The organism is Saccharospirillum alexandrii, from assembly GCF_004000275.1.
In the GTDB taxonomy this organism is placed as follows: domain Bacteria; phylum Pseudomonadota; class Gammaproteobacteria; order Pseudomonadales; family Natronospirillaceae; genus Saccharospirillum; species Saccharospirillum alexandrii.
This window is the reverse complement of record NZ_RCIP01000001.1, coordinates 808,841-827,208: the sequence shown is the minus strand read 5'-3', so window position 1 is coordinate 827,208 and position 18,368 is coordinate 808,841. Positions and strand designations below refer to the sequence as shown.

12 protein-coding genes and 1 pseudogene are annotated in these 18,368 nt (G+C 56.7%); 9 read left to right on the top strand and 4 right to left on the bottom strand.

What is annotated here, in order from left to right:
- The first annotated feature begins 137 nt into the window (after nucleotides 1-137).
- From EP166_RS03895 to EP166_RS03860, 8 genes are all read left to right on the top strand, one after another.
- Nucleotides 138-1,250 (top strand): extracellular solute-binding protein, encoded by a 1,113-nt coding sequence (locus EP166_RS03895; protein WP_127555474.1) that lies wholly within the window; start codon nucleotides 138-140, stop codon nucleotides 1,248-1,250.
- Nucleotides 1,251-1,379: 129 nt separating this feature from the next.
- On the top strand, nucleotides 1,380-2,480 hold the full coding sequence (locus EP166_RS03890) for an ABC transporter ATP-binding protein (protein WP_127555473.1): 1,101 nt from the start codon (nucleotides 1,380-1,382) through the stop codon (nucleotides 2,478-2,480).
- The gene (locus EP166_RS03885) at nucleotides 2,473-3,360 is read left to right on the top strand and encodes an ABC transporter permease (RefSeq protein ID WP_181952700.1); all 888 of its coding nucleotides are present in this window, start codon (nucleotides 2,473-2,475) and stop codon (nucleotides 3,358-3,360) included. Before EP166_RS03890 ends, EP166_RS03885 begins: the two co-directional genes overlap by 8 nt.
- Complete coding sequence (locus tag EP166_RS03880; protein WP_127555472.1) at nucleotides 3,357-4,163, top strand: ABC transporter permease; 807 nt, start codon at nucleotides 3,357-3,359, stop codon at nucleotides 4,161-4,163. Before EP166_RS03885 ends, EP166_RS03880 begins: the two co-directional genes overlap by 4 nt.
- Before the next feature lie 255 nt (nucleotides 4,164-4,418).
- Nucleotides 4,419-5,645 (top strand): ATP-grasp domain-containing protein, encoded by a 1,227-nt coding sequence (locus EP166_RS03875; protein WP_127555471.1) that lies wholly within the window; start codon nucleotides 4,419-4,421, stop codon nucleotides 5,643-5,645.
- A gap of 159 nt (nucleotides 5,646-5,804) precedes the next feature.
- Nucleotides 5,805-7,787: a hypothetical protein gene (locus EP166_RS03870; protein WP_246026242.1), complete on the top strand. Its 1,983-nt coding sequence runs from the start codon at nucleotides 5,805-5,807 to the stop codon at nucleotides 7,785-7,787.
- A 292-nt stretch (nucleotides 7,788-8,079) separates the two neighbouring features.
- Nucleotides 8,080-9,222, top strand: a complete 1,143-nt coding sequence (locus tag EP166_RS03865; RefSeq protein ID WP_127555469.1) for a trans-sulfuration enzyme family protein — start codon at nucleotides 8,080-8,082, stop codon at nucleotides 9,220-9,222.
- Nucleotides 9,223-9,571: 349 nt separating this feature from the next.
- The gene (locus EP166_RS03860; protein WP_127555468.1) at nucleotides 9,572-10,780 is read left to right on the top strand and encodes an EAL and HDOD domain-containing protein; all 1,209 of its coding nucleotides are present in this window, start codon (nucleotides 9,572-9,574) and stop codon (nucleotides 10,778-10,780) included.
- On the opposite strand, the gene EP166_RS03855 is transcribed toward EP166_RS03860, so the two are convergent.
- Both EP166_RS03855 and metH read right to left on the bottom strand, forming a co-directional pair.
- A complete protein-coding gene (locus EP166_RS03855) occupies nucleotides 10,777-12,096 on the bottom strand; it encodes a YihY/virulence factor BrkB family protein (protein ID WP_127555467.1) in 1,320 nt (439 codons plus the stop codon). The two genes, EP166_RS03860 and EP166_RS03855, sit on opposite strands and share 4 nt — an antisense overlap.
- 71 nt (nucleotides 12,097-12,167) lie before the next feature.
- Nucleotides 12,168-15,903: pseudogene (gene metH / locus EP166_RS03850) on the bottom strand (methionine synthase).
- Between the two features lie 423 nt (nucleotides 15,904-16,326).
- Here metH and nfuA point away from each other — a divergent pair.
- Nucleotides 16,327-16,917, top strand: coding sequence for a Fe-S biogenesis protein NfuA (gene nfuA, locus EP166_RS03845; RefSeq protein WP_127555466.1), 591 nt, complete (start codon nucleotides 16,327-16,329; stop codon nucleotides 16,915-16,917).
- A gap of 55 nt (nucleotides 16,918-16,972) precedes the next feature.
- Here the strand turns inward: nfuA and EP166_RS03840 are convergent, their stop codons facing one another.
- On the bottom strand, nucleotides 16,973-17,566 hold the full coding sequence (locus EP166_RS03840) for a DNA-J related domain-containing protein (protein WP_127555465.1): 594 nt from the start codon (nucleotides 17,564-17,566) through the stop codon (nucleotides 16,973-16,975).
- Nucleotides 17,559-18,365 carry a D-hexose-6-phosphate mutarotase gene (locus EP166_RS03835; protein WP_281276765.1) on the bottom strand — a complete coding sequence of 269 codons (807 nt, stop codon included), beginning with the start codon at nucleotides 18,363-18,365 and terminating at the stop codon, nucleotides 17,559-17,561. The genes EP166_RS03840 and EP166_RS03835 overlap by 8 nt, the downstream gene beginning before the upstream one ends.
- Nucleotides 18,366-18,368 lie beyond the last annotated feature (3 nt).

The window sequence follows — 18,368 nt, the reverse complement described above, 5'->3', positions numbered from 1 at the left end:
CTTGTCATATTTATAATAGATTCTATATTGAACGCTTGTTCAACAAAGCGCGTTCAGTCGATTGTGCGCTATTCACAGACCGGGGCTGACCGGATCTTGCGAAAAGAATTTTCAGGAAAGACAACTGGAGTGGGACCATGACCTTTACAAGACGGAAGTTTATAAAAACATCCATGGCTGCTGGCGCAGTTGCCGCCAGTCCCTTCTACATCAACCGGGCACTGGCCGAGAGCCAGGAGCTGCGGATCTACGCCTGGGCCGGCTACATTACCGACGAAATGCTGAACGATTTCCGGGAAAAAACCGGCATCAACGCAACCTTCACCCCCTATGGCACCAACGACGAGCTGATGAACAGCCTGCGTGCCACGGACGGTTCCGGCTTCGACATTATCATGCCGACGGTTGACCGCGTGCCGGGTTATGTTGATTTTGAACTGGTGCAGGCACTGGATACCAGCCGCATCAACTGGGATGGTGCTCTGGAAAGCGCCATCGAAGGCTCTGAAGTGGGTGGGGTAGTCGACGGCAAGCGCTATTTTGCACCCTCCGACTGGGGCACCGAGGCGATTGCCTACCACACCGACTATTCCAGCATCGACCGCAGTAACCTGAGCTATGGCGACCTGTGGAACCCAGATCACGGCACGGGCGTTACCGTTCGCGGCCACTCGGCATTGATCGGTATCGGTTTGTGGCTCGAACAGCAGGGTCGCCTGCCGTTCCCCTTGCTCGACATGTTCCAGACAGAAGCCGCAGCACGCGCCAACTTTGATGAAATTCTCAAGGTCGCCGTTGAGCACAAGGGCATGATTGCTCAGTTCTGGAATACCGAAAACGAAGCCCAGGGCGCGTTCCGCACCAATGGGGCCGTAGCCGGTCAGACCTGGGACAGCACCGCCTTCAATTTGATTCAGGAAGGTCAGCCGATTGCCTACGCGGCGCCCAAAGAGGGGGCCCTGGCCTGGATGGAAGGTTTCGTGATTCCCAAAAATGCCCAGAACGTCGATGCGGTGTACGAGTTCATTAACTGGTACTACACACCAGAAGCCGGCGCCATGTTTGTCAAGGCCACGGGCTATAACTCGACCTCACGCGGTGCCGAAGCCCTGTTGCCGCAAGCGACCAAAGACTTCTTCACCAACTCCTACACCGAGCAGGATCTGGCGAACCTCTGGTGGTGGCCTATCCAGGAACCCTGGTATGTGTCGATCCGCAACGAGTACCAGGACCGGTACCTGTCAGCCTGATCAGACCGGACAGAACCGCTGCAACAGCGGACTCCAAACAGCCCCGCCTCGTGCGGGGCTTTGGTCGTTCCGGGATGGAAGACCTGAATAATGTAGGTATCAGGGACGCTTAGACAGGAAGTAACTGCTATGGACAGTCGAGTCCATCTTGACAACATCTCCATGAAATTCGGCGACTTCACTGCCGTACATCCTTTGGATCTGGACATACAGTCCGGTGAGTTTTTCAGTTTTCTGGGCCCCTCTGGCTGCGGTAAGACCACCCTGTTGAACATTGTCAGTGGTTTTTTGGAGCCTACGACCGGGTCGGTCAATATTGGCAATGAACCCATGGCTGCGGTGCCTGCCAACAAGCGGCCCACCTCGATGATATTTCAGAATCTGGCATTGTTCCCGCTGATGAGCGTTGCGGAAAACATCGAATTTGGCCTTGAGGTTCGAGGTGTCAGCAAAGTCGAGCGACGCAAGGTATCCGACCGGTTGCTCGAACTGGTGGATCTGCCGGGCAGCGGCCAGTACCGGATCGATGATCTGTCCGGCGGTCAGAAGCAGCGGGTGGCCATTGCCCGTGCACTGGCGGTTGAGCCCAAGGTTTTGCTGCTGGATGAACCATTGTCGGCGCTCGACCTAAAGCTGCGCCAGCACATGCGTACCGAATTGAAAGAAATTCAGAGACGCACTGAAATCACCTTCATTTACATCACCCACGATCAGGGCGAAGCGCTGACCATGTCGGATCGGGTGGCGGTGATGTCAGCGGGGCGCCTGCAACAGGTTGACTCGCCGATCGAGCTTTATCGCAGGCCCAAAACCGCCTTTGTGGCCGAGTTCGTTGGTGAGAACAATCGGTTGCCGGGCAAGGTTGTTTCCGTTGATGGTGAGCAGGTGGTGGTCGATTGCGGCGCAGCCGGCCAGTTCAGAGGTCAGATGGGCGCCAGGCTTGAGCCCGGACAGCCCTGTGGCCTCTATGTGCGACCGGAAAGCCTGCAAGCGGCGACCGAGCAAGATATTAACCGCCTGGATGTCAGTGTCGAAACCGTCAACTTTGAAGGCGCTCATCTGACGCTGGAGACGCGCCACGCCCAATTGCCCACTCAGATTCATGTCCAGGCCGATCAGCGCGCCTACGGCGGTCAGGTGGATCAGGGGTCGTCCCTTTCCCTAGGCTTCCAGGCCGATGAAACCGTTGTTTTGCCCGAAGACAGACCCCTGGAGACGGCTGATGATTAAGCAACTGACCGCCCGATTTGGCAGGCCGATGACGCTGGTGGTCTTGCTGTTGCTGTGGTTCTGGCTGATTGTGCTGGTGCTATTGCCACAGTTAATCATGATCGACTATTCGTTCAAGCCAAATCTGATTCCGAGTCAGCTTGGCGGGCCGGAAGACGTCTACACCCTGGGCAACTACCAAACGCTGATTGGTAACGACATTCACCGAACCATCTTTTTCAAGACGATCTGGTCGAGCATTCTGGTGACGGTTCTGACCCTGCTGGTTTCCTATCCGGTGGCGTATTTTCTGGCGCAGCTGGCGACCGCCAAACAGGTCATGCTGATTGCGCTGCTGCTGGTCATTCCCTACTGGATCAACGAAATTCTGCGGACCTTTTCCTGGTACCTGATTTTGTCGTTTCAGGGCCCGCTGAATGCGCTGTTGCTGGGGCTGGGGTTGATCGACCGGCCGGTTCGCTTTCTCACCGGCGATGGCGGCGTGCTGATAGGCATGGTGTACGCCTATATCCTGTTTATGGTGTTTCCGCTGTATAACGCCATTGAGAGCCTCGATAACAACCAGGTGCGGGCCGCCCGGAACCTGGGGGCAGGGTTGCTTCGTATCCACTGGCGCATCGTGATTCCGCACGCCAAACCCGGTATCGCCACCGGCTGCATCATGGTGTTTATGCTGGCTGCAGGCAGTTACGCGGTGCCGGCCCTGCTGGGCTCTCCGGGTAGCCGCTGGTTTACCCAGATCATCTACAACTGGTTCTTTGAAGGCGGCGACTGGAACATGGGGGCGGCCTATGCCTTTGTGCTGCTGATTCTGTGTATCGGGTTCATTGCCGCGGTAATGAAGGTGTTCCGCATCGGACTGGGGGATATTGGCAAATGACCTCGCAACGACTCATGTACTGGAGCATTCGCTTTTATCTGGTGGTGTTCTTTATCTACCTGTTCACGCCTCTGGTGATCATGTCGATCGCCACCTTCAACGATAGCCGGTTTCCGACGATCTGGCCCTGGCGGGAAACCACCTGGCGCTGGTTTGGTGAACTGGCCAACGATACCGCCATGTGGGAAGCCCTGCTCAACAGCTTTATCGTGGGCCTGGGCGTGCTGGCGCTGGCGGTGCCCATTGGGGTGTCAGCCGGGTTGTTTTTGTCGACCTATGAAGGCAAGGGCAAGAACTTCTATTACAGCCTGATGCTGTCGCCGTTGCTGACGCCCGGGGTCATCATCGGCATTTCAACGTTGATTTTCTGGCGAAACCTGGGGGTGAGCGGGGGCATAGGCCTGACGGTTATTGCGCAAACCACCTTCATTTCCGCCTACGTCATGTTGATGGTGCTGGCCCGGTTGCAGCGGTTCGACCGAACGCTCGAGCGTGCGGCATACAGCCTGGGGGCCACGCATTCCCAGGTTGTTCGCCGGGTGTTGTTGCCGTATCTCAAGCCGGCCATTATGACGGCGGCAGTGATCGCTTTTCTGCAATCGTTCGAAAACTACAACACCACCCTCTTTGTCCGGGGTTTCGACACGACGCTCACCGTCTACATTGCGACCAAGGTGCGCACGGGTCTGACGCCCGCGGTGAACGCCCTGGGTCTGATTATGATTCTGGTGACTGTGGTTCTGGCGGTGGCCTATGAAGTATTGCGGCGCCGGGAACAGAACCGGAAAGACGCGGCCGTCTGAGTGTTGCTGCGATCGTAAAACGGGGTGATTCTGCCAGCACCGGGCAGAAATCACCGCGTTTCCCCTGCCTTTTTTACCCCGATATAAAAAAATTCCAATCTGCACCAATCCCCGTGATAGCGGCCTCTGCGGCTGAGTGTAACGCTGACTGTACCGGTCGTTCGGTGTACCAGGGCGGCTCACTGGCGTATGGTGGGCCCCACCAGATCTCGCTAACGAGGTTGGATCCATCTATCAATCAAAGAGGCATCTCTTATGAAGAAAGATCCAAACAAGGGTTATATAGCATTGCTGGGCTGGAGCCTGAACGCCATTGAGGCTGCAGAAAATTTCGACCGACGCTATGTGGTTGTCGCGCCCGACTGGGCCGAAGAATATTGCCTGGAACACAAAATTCCCTATGTCCCCTGGAATTTCGAACGGTTGAATGACCGGTCGATGGAAATTGCACAAACGCTGAAAGACATGGGTGTCGATGTGTCGATTCCGTTGTTCGAAGAGACCGTTGAGTGGGCTGGCGCCATTAACTCGGTACTGCTCGACAACCCGCGTCTGCTGGGGCAGGCCATGCTGATGCGCGACAAGTCGCTGATGAAGCGCCGGGCACAGCTCGGTGGTATCCGTGTCGGTATTTTCGAGGAAGCACACGACCGGGATGACATCATCCGGTTTCTGAAGCGGGTTAACCAGACACTGCTGAAACTCGACGGCGACCCGAACGACCCGATCCACGTCAAAGCCTTCGACAAAGCCGGTTGCCTCGGCCACCGGGTGATTCGCACCCCGGATGAAGTCGACAGCATTCCCGATGAAGAGTTTCCGTCGTTGATGGAATCCCATCTGGATGGCTGGGAATTCGCGGTCGAAGCCTGGATTCACAACGGCAAAATCCGTTTTCTGAACATTTCCGAGTACGTCAAACTCGGCTATTCGGTCTATGTGCCGGCTTCCCCGGAACTGGAAGCCTACCGCGAGAAGATCACCGCGCAGATTGAACTGTTGATCAAGACCTTCGACATCGAGTTCGGGCTGATTCACCCCGAGTACTTTGTGACCAGCGATGGCACCATGTACTTTGGTGAAGTGGCCTACCGGCCACCGGGCTTCAAGGTGTTTGAATTGCTGGAGCGGGTTTACGATGGCTTCAATGCCTATCAGGCGACCATGCTGGTGTTCGACCCGAAATCGACTGAAGAGGAGGTTGAGGCCTACTTCCCGGAGGCGGTTACCGATGCAAAGGCTCATGCCGGTTGCTTTGGTGTGTATCCGCGTCGCCGTGTAGTCAGCCGTCTGGAAATTCCGGAAGAGACAGAAGACCATCCGTATTTCGAGTCCCACGAGCTGACCACGCCTCAGGAAGAGATTGTGACCAAACGCACCGCCTTTGGCACCCACTGGGGTCTGCTGTTCTTTGTGGGTAAGGATGCAAAGGAAATGCATCGCTTGCTGGAACGTCAGCAAGAGCTTGATTTCTATGTCTAGTTGGACGGTCAGACCATGCCCAGCCAGATAAGAATCGCTGGTGATTGTACGACAGTGACGCCACAGGAGAGACAGGGTGAGTTTTAATGGAGAACGATAGTGAGTCCGGATAATACAACGCCCTCTGAAGGTTCCAGGCTGGATGGTCTGCTGGGACAAATGGATGATGTGTCCAGGAAGCTGGCGCAAGCGCCCGCTTTTTCGAAGCCGGCCAAAATTGGCCGGGTATTCGATACGGCCCGGCGAATCATGCTTCAGGACGGTGGCTGTGCGGCTCTGGAAACACGCATTAAGACGCTTGAAGACGCAGGTGTTTTCTGGGGCTCCGACTGGGCCAGCCCGTCTATTCTGATACCGACACTGTCGCGACTGTCCCTGCAAAGCCCCGTGGCTGAGTCGGTCGTGATTGAGGCGCTCAGCGAACTGCGTTTTTTGGCGGTTGCCAAGGGCCACTATGTGCATGAAGAGCTCTCGGCCGAGCAGGCCAGTCATTTCCTGAGCCAGGTTCTGGCTTCGAACCTGTCCCTGTTGTTCACCCCGCCGAGCGAGGCGGAACGGGCGACTCAGGGGCGTCTCGCGCAATTGTCGCGAAACCTGCTGAAACACCTGGCCGAACGCGTGGGTTATGAGCAGATTATCGATCAGCTGATCGATGAAATCTGGCGCATTTTAAATCAACGGCCCATCCAGGTTGATTCGATCAAACAGATGATCACTCAAATCGCCATTTGCCAGGCTAATCCGGAAATTGATTTGGGCACCAGCGGGCAGGGCGCTGACCGGCTGGTCAGTAGTCTGTATGGGCCGACTCAGGCGTGCCGGGACGACCCTGGTGTGGAAGTCTATCAACACAGTCTAGACACCATGGACTCCAGCGCTCTGCTCAAAGAGGCGACGGGCTTTGCCCGCGCCATGCACGACACCGGTCTCGTCTCGCCCTACCATGCCACGCTGTTACGGCATTTGCTGGAGACCGATGATCATCTGTTGCCGGAAGCGCTAGGTTTGTCGACAACCGGCCGAGATTGTTTGTTGTGCTACCGAGAACTTGTCTATGCCCTGATCCGCGAGGCGGTGCATCCGCAAACGGCACAGGCCATTTACGGGCTGGCGCTAACGCTGGAGCGGGGCATTCTGTATCACCCGTCGGTCGCGCCCGCGATGTGGCGTCAGCTGGCGCTGATTCTGTCGGAGTGGTCGCGAACCCGGCTGTCGACGGCCTTTGGCGATGCGATTGAACCCCGCTCGCGACTGCTGGAAGGTGTGCTGTGCATGCTGGGGCAGCCGCTGGGTGTGGGGCAGGGCAATAACCCGACTTGTCAGTCGGCCCGGGCTTTATCGATGTGGGCGTACAACGACCCGGACTACCTGTTGCAAATGGTGGCCTGGGCCGCGCGGGATGACGAGATCATCATGCATTTTGAAGGTCAGCCCATTTCGTCCTGCGAGAGCGAGTCGGGCGTAGCCAGCAGTCTGCCGATCGATCTCGACGCCGTCTCTCTGTTGGTGGTGCCTCATCTCGACCGCATCTATGCCGAGATGGGCCGTCGCTGCATTGGCCGTGAAGGCGATCCGCATCGCTGGGTGAATCCGGAGTTTCATGGTTGGTGGTCTGGTCGCGGTTTCAACATTAATGTGGATGTGGCCACCGGTGCGCTGGTCGACCTGGAAGATTTTCTGCGTCATTTTTACGCTTCCTACCATCCCTATTACAACGGCAATCAACCACTGATTCACCCGCAACCGGCGGGCATTGCCGTGACCGACAGTGCGGCGCGTTTTATTGGCTGGCACGCCATAACCATACTGCGGGTGGCGATGGACCCGGAGCAGGTTATGCGGGTGTACTTCTATAACCCCAACAACGACAGCGGCCAGAACTGGGGCGATGGGGTAGAGGTCAGTACCGCTGGCAAGGGTGAGCGCTATGGTGAGGCGTCCTTGCCGTTCGCGCAGTTTGCCTCAAGGCTGTACATTTTCCATTTCGACCCGCTCGAACGGGGCGAGCTGGCGCTGATCACCCGGGACGAACTGGATGAAGTGGTGGGCTATATCCACCGAAGCTGGGGCATCGGGCGTGTGCCTGCCGGAGAGTTGCAGGCTGTCTCGGGGCATGGCCAATCAACAGACTCCGAACCTTGAGGTAATACCTCAAGGTTCGGAGGTTAAATATTACATTCCGCCTAGAGCCCGCGACGGATGGCAGGTCTGCTCTTGAGGGGTCGCCGTGAATACCTCCATGTAGGCTTAACTTCGGCATCCCTGCCTCAGATACCCCCGCAAGAGCAGACCTGCCACCCATCGCTAAGCTATTGCAAAGTTAAAATCTTACTCAAATAAACTCTGTGAGTTGGTCGCTATCAATGCCGCTACGGTCGTGTAATCGGTAGTGCTACACTGTCGCGCATCTTTTCGATGAGTTGAGACCGACTTAATGCCATACCCCTATCAAACGGAAACGCTGGTGGCTCAGGCCATGGGCGATATCGACGCCACCACCGGTGCACTGATTCCTGCCATCCATAACAGCACCACCTATCAACGTGATACCGACAACGGTTACAGCCGGGGGCGCATTTATTCGCGTGCCGATAACCCCGGTTACGAGCCCGTTGAACGGGTTCTGACCGAGCTGGAACAGGGCGCCGATGCGCTGGTGTTTGCGTCAGGCATGGCCGCCTCGGTAGCGGTGTTCCAGGCGTTGCAACCGGGCGCTCATGTCATTGCGCCGGTGGTGATGTACTGGTCGTTGCGCAACTGGCTGAAGCAGTTTTCGCAGCAATGGCAGATTGACATCAGTTTCGTAGATACCAGTGATACCGACGCCGTAGCCGCAGCACTCCGACCCGGAAAAACCGAACTGGTCTGGCTGGAAACGCCGGGTAATCCGCTCTGGACGGTGGCGGATATTCAGGCCATTTGTGCCCTGGCACATGAGGCGGGTGCCCGGGTGGTGGTGGATTCAACGGTGGCGACACCCATTCATACCCAGCCGCTGTTGCTGGGGGCTGATCTTGTTATGCATTCAGCCACCAAGTATCTGAACGGCCATTCGGATGTGATTGCCGGTGCGCTGGTGACGGCCCGGGACGATGAGTTCTGGCAACGTCTGATTAAACAGCGCTCCCAGGGTGGTGCGGTGCTGGGGCCTTTTGAGGCAGCGCTGTTGTTGCGCGGCATGCGCACCCTGGCACTGCGAGTGCGCGAGTGCTCGGCCAATGCTCAGCGACTGGCAGAGCATCTGAATGCGCACCCGGCCGTTGAGGAAGTGCTGTACCCCGGCTTGCCGGGCTTCGCCGGGCATGACGTTGCCCGCAAGCAAATGCGTAACGGCTTTGGCGGTATGCTCTCGGTACGAATCAAGGGCGGTGCAGCGGCAGCCATTCAAGTGGCAGCGACGTTGAAGGTTTGGAAGCGTGCCACCTCCTTGGGTGGTGTAGAGAGCCTGGTCGAACATCGCGCCAGTATAGAAGGTGAAGGGACCCCAGTGCCGGATGATCTGTTGCGCCTGTCGGTTGGGATTGAGGCTGTTTCCGATCTGATGGCTGATTTCGACGCGGCGCTGGGTCAGCTATAACTTGAGTTTTGAAGTTCGCTCAGATGCTAAGCGGCGGCTGCCGGGGGCTTCTGTGGTGAAGTGCGCCGCATGGACTAAAACGCCGGGAGCGTTTTAGCATGAGCGTAGCGAGCCCTAAGGGCGAATCCCATGGAGGGGATTCATATCATGCGGTCTAGGCCCCAAGGACGGGTTCACGCCAACCCCGCAGAAGAACCCCTGGTAACCGTTGCGGCCCAATACCACTGTGCCAACTCGAACTTCGAAACTTGAGTTGAACCACTGGCGCAAACTAGCCACTTGGCAAGACTAGCCACAGAGGCTACTGTAGAAGCTTATCAGGCAAGATCAGCCAGCAGGAAGGGCCTCCATGGCGCAGTTTTTCATTGCTCGACAGCCAATTTATGATCGCGCGCTCAAGGTGATTGGCTACGAATTGCTGTATCGCGACAGCGATGTCAATGAAGCCCAGTTCGACGATCCCGATCGCGCCTCCAGCGACGCCATTCTTAACTCCTTTATTCACATCGGCATCGATACCCTGACCGGCAGCAGCCTGGTGTTCATTAATCTACCCAAAGCCTTTATCACAGATGGTGCGCTGACCCCGATGTTTCAGGAGCAGTGCGTACTGGAAGTGCTGGAAGATATGCGTGCCACGCCGGAGGTGATGTCTGGCCTTGAGCGGTTATCGAAACAGGGGTTCAAGCTGGCGCTGGATGACTTTGAGTTGACTGACGCGACCCGGCCGATGCTGTGCTGGGCGCATTACGTCAAGGTCGATGTGCTGGGGCGGGGACGCGATGAACTGACTGCGTTGATGGCGCAGTTACGGCGTTACCCGGTGCAGGTGATTGCCGAGAAAGTTGAAACTCAGGCCATGAAGCAAATGTGTGAGGAGCTTGGTTTCGACTGTTATCAGGGTTATTTCTTTTGCCGGCCGCAAGTTGTGATGCGCAAGGGCGTAGCAGCGAACAAGGCAGTGGTTTTTGATTTGCTCAACAAATTACAACAGCCCGATGTCGGCCTCGACGAATTGGAAGCCCTGCTTGCGCACGACATTTCCCTCAGCTACAAATTGCTTCGCTACATCAACAGCGCGGCGTTTTCATTGCGTCGTGAGGTCGATTCGATCAAGGATGCCATCGTGCTGCTGGGCATCGAGAATGTGAAGCATTGGGTTTCACTGATACTGATGACGCGGATGGACGACAGCAAACCGCGCGAACTGATCACCACGGCACTGGTGCGTGCACGTCTGTGCGAACAGGTTGCCGATCTCTGGCACCCGGAAGTACGGCACCAAATGTTCATCGTCGGGTTGTTCTCGGTGTTGGATGCTCTGATGGACCAGCCTATGGTTGAGTTGCTCGATACCATCATTCTGAGTATGCCGGTCAAGCTGGCACTGTTGGACTACGAAGGCGTCGCCGGTGACGTACTGCGACAGGTCCTGGCCTATGAGCAGATGGACATTGATTCCCTGGCGCAAACGCCACTGACACCATCGCAATGGGCGACCGCCTATTTGGAAGCGGTCCGGTGGGCCGATGAAAGCATGGTCGCGATTGCGCCCTAGTCATTTCCTCCGTCATTTCGGCGTACCCAGTCTTCGAGTGTTTCCTCCTTAAATGCGGTGATGATCGCTTGCCTGATGGCGTCTTGCGTCACCGACGTATAAGAGGGGGTGGATACTCTGGAATCGGGCGCGCGGATGGTATGCAGCAGGTCAGCCAACCCAATCTGGTCCAGCGGCCGGGCCGGGGTTAACCGGTGGTCTTCGCTGCGGACGATCAGTTGCGCATCCAGCAGTTTGTCCATCAGGCGGTCGATGACGGCCGCATCCACGTTCATTTCGCTGCTTAATGAAGCGGCCTTGACGCCCGGTTCGTTGCGGTCAAAGCTGCGCGCAATCCGATACATCAGGGTGAGGCCAACGGCTTCATCGGTTTCTGCGCTGGGCAGAACGGTCTGACGCTGACGGATAAAGCGAAAATTCTGGCTGTAATAAGCCACCGTTGCACCGGTCAGTAACACCAGCCAGGACAGATAGATCCAGACCAGCAACAGAATACCGACCGCGAACCCCGAATAAATGGCTGTGTATTGGGTGGAGCTGGTGACAAAAAGCGTGAACAGATAACCCAGGCTTTGCCACAGAAAACCCGCTACAGCACCGCCGATAAAGGCATGCCGAAACTTAACCTGGGTGTTGGGAATGAAGTAGTACAGAAAGGTAAACAGAGTGATGATGACCACGTAGGGTGCCAACCGGGAAAGCAGGCTGAATACCCATCCCAGTGGGGCGATTTCGAGCATGGTCGCTACGGTATCGGAACTGACCAGGGCGGCGGTGGCACCGAGCGTTGAAAAAGCCAGTAAAGGCCCGATCAGAATGACACTCAAGTAATTGCTGAAACGTTGGGCCAGCGGCCGAATCTGGCTAACGCGCCAGACCTGGTTAAAAGCCCGCTCCACTTTTTGAACCAGAGAAATGACGGTATACACCAGAATGCCAAGACCGACAGCGCCAAGCACCCCAACGCGTATATTGTCGACAAAGTCGAGAACATTGCTGGTGATTTCTTCGCTGCGCTCGCCCAGTGGCGCCAGGAGCAGGCTTTGCAGTACAGGTTCGAGCTGGTTGTGCACGCCAAAGCCTTTCAGCACCGAAAAGCTGAGCGCCAGGAAGGGGACGATGGACAGCAATGTGGTGTACACCAGGCTCATGGCGTGCAGATTGGTATTGCCACGCGTCAGATCCTTGATGACGGCAAAACCAATTCTGGCTATCCGAATACCGAGGCGACCCGGTCCCGGCAGTTTGGACAGGTTGGGGTGCCACAGCCAGTCCTGTGCCTGGGAAAGCCAGTTTTTCGGGGTGGAGTCAGTCACGTGTCCCTTTCCTCTGAATGCTTGCGTTGAGTATCACAGGAAACCCGCGTAACTGACAACCGCACCTCCGGTCAGAGTTCGTCGTATCCCAGGGTGGGTCGCAGCCAGCGCTCTGCGGTCGTCAGATCCCAGCCTTTGCGCTCAGCATAGTCGTCAACCTGGTCGCGGTCGATCTTGCCCAAGCCAAAGTACCGACTCTCCGGATGCGCAAAATACCAGCCACTGACCGCGGATGCGGGCCACATGGCGAAACTGTCGGTCAGCGAGCAACCGGTGGCCTGTTCGGCATCGAGCAGTTGGAACAACGTGGCTTTTTCACTGTGCTCCGGGCAGGCCGGATAACCGGGTGCGGGGCGAATGCCCTGATACTTTTCGGCGATGATGGCCTCGTTATCCAGCTGTTCATCACCAACATACCCCCAGAGCTCTTTGCGCACCTTCTCGTGCAACACCTCGGCAAAGGCTTCTGCAAAGCGGTCGGCCAGCGCCTTGATCATGATGGCGTTGTAGTCATCGTGCTCGGCTTCATAGGCTTTGGCGCGTTCGTCGGCGCCGTGGCAGGTGACCACAAAGGCACCCATATAATCGTGTACGCCACTGTCTTTTGGCGCTACGAAGTCGGCCAGTGACCGGAAGGCTCGACCTTCCGGACGTTCGGCTTGTTGACGCAGGTGATTCAGGGTTACCAGTGGTTGTTGACGCTCTTCATCGGCATAGATTTCAGTTTGATCATTCGCTATGCCGGCGGCCGGGTAAAGCCCGACCACACCGTTGCATTGTAACCAGCCTTCGTCGACGATTCGGTCGAGCATGGCGGTGGCGTCTTTAAACAATTTGCTGGCTTCTACCCCAACGACTTTATCGGTCAGAATTTTCGGGTATTTGCCGTGCAGTTCCCAGGTTTTGAAAAAGGGTGTCCAGTCGAACCGTTCTTTGATTTCCGCCAGAGGGTAATCGGTGAAGGTACGGTTGCCAATGAATGACGGTGTTGTTGGCTGGTAATCTGCCCAGTTAGGCTGATAAGCGTTGGCACGGGCAAACGCCAGGCTGGCAAATTCCTTCTGGCCGCGTTTGCGGGCATTGCCTTCGCGCAACTGCTGGTAGGCATCGCGCAGTTCGCTGACGTAGGCGTCCTTGTTCGATGACAACAATTGACTCACGACGGGAACGGACTTGGACGCATCCAGAACGTGCACCACCGGGGCTGAATACTGTGGCTCAACTTTCACTGCGGTGTGAATTTTCGACGTCGTGGCGCCGCCGATTAGCAAGGGTTTGTTCATGCCGCGCTGTTCCATCATTTGCGCGACGGTCACCATTTCGTCCAGCGAGGGTGTGATCAGGCCGGAGAGTCCAATAACGTCGGCGTTGTGCTTCTCCGCCGCATCGAGGATGTCTTCCGCCGGCACCATGACGCCAAGATCAATCACTTCGTAGTTGTTGCACGACAGCACCACACCAACGATGTTTTTGCCAATGTCATGCACGTCGCCTTTAACCGTGGCCATGATGATCACGCCGTTGTTTTCGGCTTCTCGACCTGAGAGACGTTTTTCTTCTTCAATGTAAGGCAGCAAATAGGCCACGGCTTTTTTCATTACCCGGGCGCTTTTTACCACCTGTGGCAAGAACATCTTGCCGGCCCCGAACAGATCGCCCACCACGTTCATGCCCACCATCAACGGGCCTTCGATCACCTCGATGGGTTTGTCGGCTTGCTGGCGCGCTTCTTCGGCATCGGCTTCAATGAATTCGGTGATGCCCTTGACCAGGGCATGGGTAATGCGGTCTTGCAGGTCGCCTTCACGCCATTTCAGCTTGTCGCTTTCTTTCGCATCTGCGGTCTGGCCTTTAACGCTTTCAGCGAAATCGACCAGACGTTCGGCGGCATCGTCGCGGCGGTTCAATACAACGTCTTCAACGCGCTCAAGCAAGTCTTTGGGGATGTCGTCGTAAATGGTCAGCATGCCGGCGTTGACAATGCCCATGTCCATGCCGTGTTTGATGGCGTGGTACAGGAACACCGAGTGCATGGCTTCCCGCACCGTATTGTTGCCGCGAAACGAGAACGACATGTTCGAGACACCGCCGGAGATCTTAGCGCCGGGCAGGTTTTCTTTGATCCAGGCGGTGGCGTTGAAAAAATCGACACAGTAGTTGTCGTGTTCCGGAATGCCGGTTGCCACCGGAAAAATATTCGGGTCGAAGACGATGTCCTGCGGATTGAACTTGACCACATCGACCAGGATGTCGTAGGACCGTTTGCAGATGTCGATTCGGCGCTGGTAGGTATCGGCCTGGCCTTTTTCATCGAACGCCATGACGACTACGGCCGCACCGTAGAGTTTGATGCGACGAGCCTGTTGAATGAAGACGTCTTCGCCTTCTTTTAACGAAATGGAATTGACGATCGCCTTGCCCTGAACGCATTTCAGGCCCGCTTCGATGATGCTCCATTTTGAAGAGTCGATCATGAACGGTACCCGGGCGACATCCGGTTCAGCGGCCAGCAGATTCAGGTAACGAACCATGGCCGCTTCGCCATCGAGCATGGCGTCGTCCATGTTGATGTCGATGATCTGGGCGCCGTCGTCGACCTGGGTGCGGGCGATGTCGACGGCCTCCTCGTATTGCTCTTCCTGAATCAGGCGCGCGAACTTGGCAGAGCCGGCAACATTGGAGCGCTCGCCCACATTCACGAAGCCGGTGGTTTCATTGACGACCAGTGGCTCCAGGCCACTGAGAACCATGTCGGGCAGGGCGCGTTGCTTAGACTTCATCGGCAACCTCCGCGGCCAGATCGCGCAGCGGGCGCGGTGAGTATTCATCGGCCAGCTTTCTCAACTGGGCAATGTGTTGCGGTGTTGTGCCGCAGCAGCCACCGATAATATTGACGTGGCCTTCGCTCAGAAAGGGACGTACCTGTTCCGCCATTTGCTCGGCGGACTGATCGTATTCGCCAAACTCGTTGGGCAGCCCCGCATTGGGGTGGGCTGAAATCAGGCAGGTGGCGTGTTTGTCGAGTGCTTTGATGTGCGGCAGCATATCTTTAGCGCCCAGAGCGCAATTCAAACCGATGCTGAACAGTTCACCGTGTTCCAGCGATACCCAAAAGGCCTCAGGCGTCTGGCCCGACAAGGTACGGCCACTGGCATCGGTAATGGTGCCAGAGACCATCAGCGGAATGTCCAGATCGCGTTCCTGTTTCAGTTCAAGCACCGCGAAGACAGCGGCTTTGGCGTTGAGCGTATCGAATACCGTTTCGACCATGATCAGATCGACACCGCCCTCGATCAGCGCAATGGACGCTTCCTTATAGGCCTGAACCAGATCGTCGAAAGAGACCAGGCGCTTGCCCGGGTCGTTGACGTCGGGCGACATCGAAGCAGTTCGGTTGGTGGGGCCCAGGCAACCGATGACGTAGCGTTTCTGTTCCGGTGTCTTCTTTGACCACTTGTCGGCGCTGCGCCGGGCACACTGGGCCGCCGCGTAGTTGATGTCGTATACCGCGTGTTCCAGGTGATAGTCGGCCTGGGCGACGGTCGTGGCACTGAACGCATTGGTGCAGGCGAAGTCGGCACCGATCTCGAAGAAGGAGTCGTGAATTTCCTCGATGATGTCGGGGCGAGTCAGCGACAATAGGTCGTTGTTGCCTTTGAGCGGGCTCGGGTGGTCTTCGAAGTGCCCTTTACGGAAGTCGGCTTCCTCGAGTGGGTACCCCTGGATGGAGGTGCCCATGGCACCGTCCAGTACCATGATGCGGTCTTGGAGCGTACGGCGGAGTTCGTCCGCGACTGAGCGAGTCATTGTCTCTTCCAGTTCAGTTGGCTGTGTCAGAAGGCGTGAGTGGGTTGTTTGATCCGTAAATAATGACGGTCCGTCACGGAGGGACCACTCCTGCCTTGAAGAAGGTGCCCTATGAAACACCAAACAGGGTCTTTTTTCAATCTATATCAAAAAATATTGATATAGTGATTATACCGTTATCTTGTGTCGTCTGACGGATGGTGGTGTGCGCCATGTCTGATTCCAGGCCACCGACGTAGGCTTGAGTTCGGTATGATCAGGATTTCTGCTCCAGGTTCAATGGGTCACCTTGAATTCACCGGTTGCCGGCCACATCTGTATAACCAAGTAAAACACTCAGGTATTCAGTTGGCGGACAAAGTTCGATAGAATAGCCGCCCATTCAACATTCCCGATTAATCGTCCAACTACGGAGTCTGTGGCATGGATATTCAGATGAACATTACCGATTCCGCCCAGAATTATCTGGCGGGTCTGCTGGCCAAGCAAAGCACGGACGGTGTCTCCGTTCGTATGTTTGTGACCCAGCCTGGCACCAAATTCGCTGAAACCTGCCTGGCTTACTGCCGTCCGGGTGAAGAGAAGGAAAACGACGAAGTCATCGAGCTGACGCAGTTCCGGGTTTATCTGGAAAAGAACAGCTTGCCGTACCTCGATGAAGCCGTGGTCGACTACGCCGAAGACAAAATGGGCGGTCAACTGACCATTAAGGCACCCAATGCCAAGATGCCCAAGGTGAATGCCGACAGTCCGCTGCAGGACCAGGTGAATTACGTTCTGTTTACCGAAATTAACCCGGGGCTGGCGTCACACGGGGGCGAAGTCAGCCTTGAAGAACTGACGCCCGAAGACGTTGCAGTGCTGAAGTTCGGCGGTGGCTGCCAGGGGTGCTCGGCGGTCGACATTACGTTGAAAAACGGCGTCGAAGCCACCTTGCTCGAAAAAGTACCGGGTTTGAAGGGCATTCGGGATGTCACCGACCATACGGTGACCGAAAACGCCTACTACCAGTAAGGTGGGCCAGTAGTAAGATCGATAGGCTCCCGGCTGATGTCGCTGCCGGGCAGAGTCACTTGCGGTATTTTTGCTGGTCTTTCAGGGTGTCGTAGGCCTGTTGAATCCGCCCGAATTCGACAGCGTCACCGCCCTTGTCCGGATGATGAGCGTTGGCCAGTTGCCGGTAGCGGGTCTTTACGTCAGAAAAGCTGGCGGAAGGCCCCAGGCCCAGGGTGGCCAGTGCATCCGGCGCTTGCTCTTCGCCCAGTAAGCGGCGCCAGAACCCTTGCAACAACTGCTCTACACTGTGCCCGTCTTCCTTTGTCAAATTGCTGAAATCCAGATAATAAGCCGCCAGCGATGGATTCGGGTTGATCGCCTTGCCATGACCACCGGTAACGTCCAGCCACTGAATGCGCAAAGGGCTGATTGACAGTCGCCGGGATAGCTGGTGGTTATCCTGCTGCAGGCGGTACAACAGGTGCATCAGTACAAAATGGTGCTGAAACAGGAGTAGCGGGTCACCCAGGTTGGGCTTGGGAAAGAGCGCAGGATAGTGCCGGTCCAGAGCCTGGATCAGTTCGTACTCCGACAATCCGGCTGGCGCCTCCGTCAGCAGTGTGTCTACAGCCTCCATCAGGCCGGGTGGCAGATTGACATCACGCATTGTTCGCCAGTCCTAGCTCAGTAATTAGCTCGTGTTGTTCGCCAGGCTGCAACTGCCTGCTGTCATCGGCGGCGTTGGCCGCTTCCAGGCATAGCATGGACCGGTAGTCGTCGTCATTGAAGTTCGACAGGGTTTGGCTTTTGGCGATCCAGGGGTTCCAGACCACCAGAGACCGACTGCCTTCGCGCCGGATGAATCGGCGCACCTTGCCCGGTTCGTCCAGCATGACGGGCTGCCCCTCATCCAATACAATTCGGTCAATTTCCTGATCCACTGCAAACCGCTCTGGCCACGACTGACGTGTTCCGGTCAGTTTGTCGAGATAGGGGTAGCCGGTCAATCCCGTCAGACGAACGCTGGCAGGCGACGTAATCGGAAGGTAGCTGTGCAGCGCCTGGCTGAGGGTGAACGGGCTGTCGCCGAGGTTGGTGGTAATCAGCCTGAGGGTCAGGGAGGCGGCGACCGTTACTACCAGCTCAACCCTTGCCCGGTGGGCAAAGCCAGGCTCTGTCCCCGCAGTGTCGTGCCAGAGGCGCAGTTGGCTGATCCTGGCGTCATCGCGCACAACCTCACAGTCCCATAACGCTGTTCTGACCAGTCCGTGAGACGGATAGGCTGCGCCGTCCGGGTGGGGGCCAAACCAGGGCCAGCAGACCGGAATGCCGCCGCGTATGGCCTGGCCAGGCTGGTAAGTCTCGGCGTTGGACACCCATAACAGGTCATCCTGACCGTGCGGCCTAAACGAAGTCATGTGGGCGCCTTGGAGGTAGAGCGTGGCGACTGCGCATTCATTGACCACGCA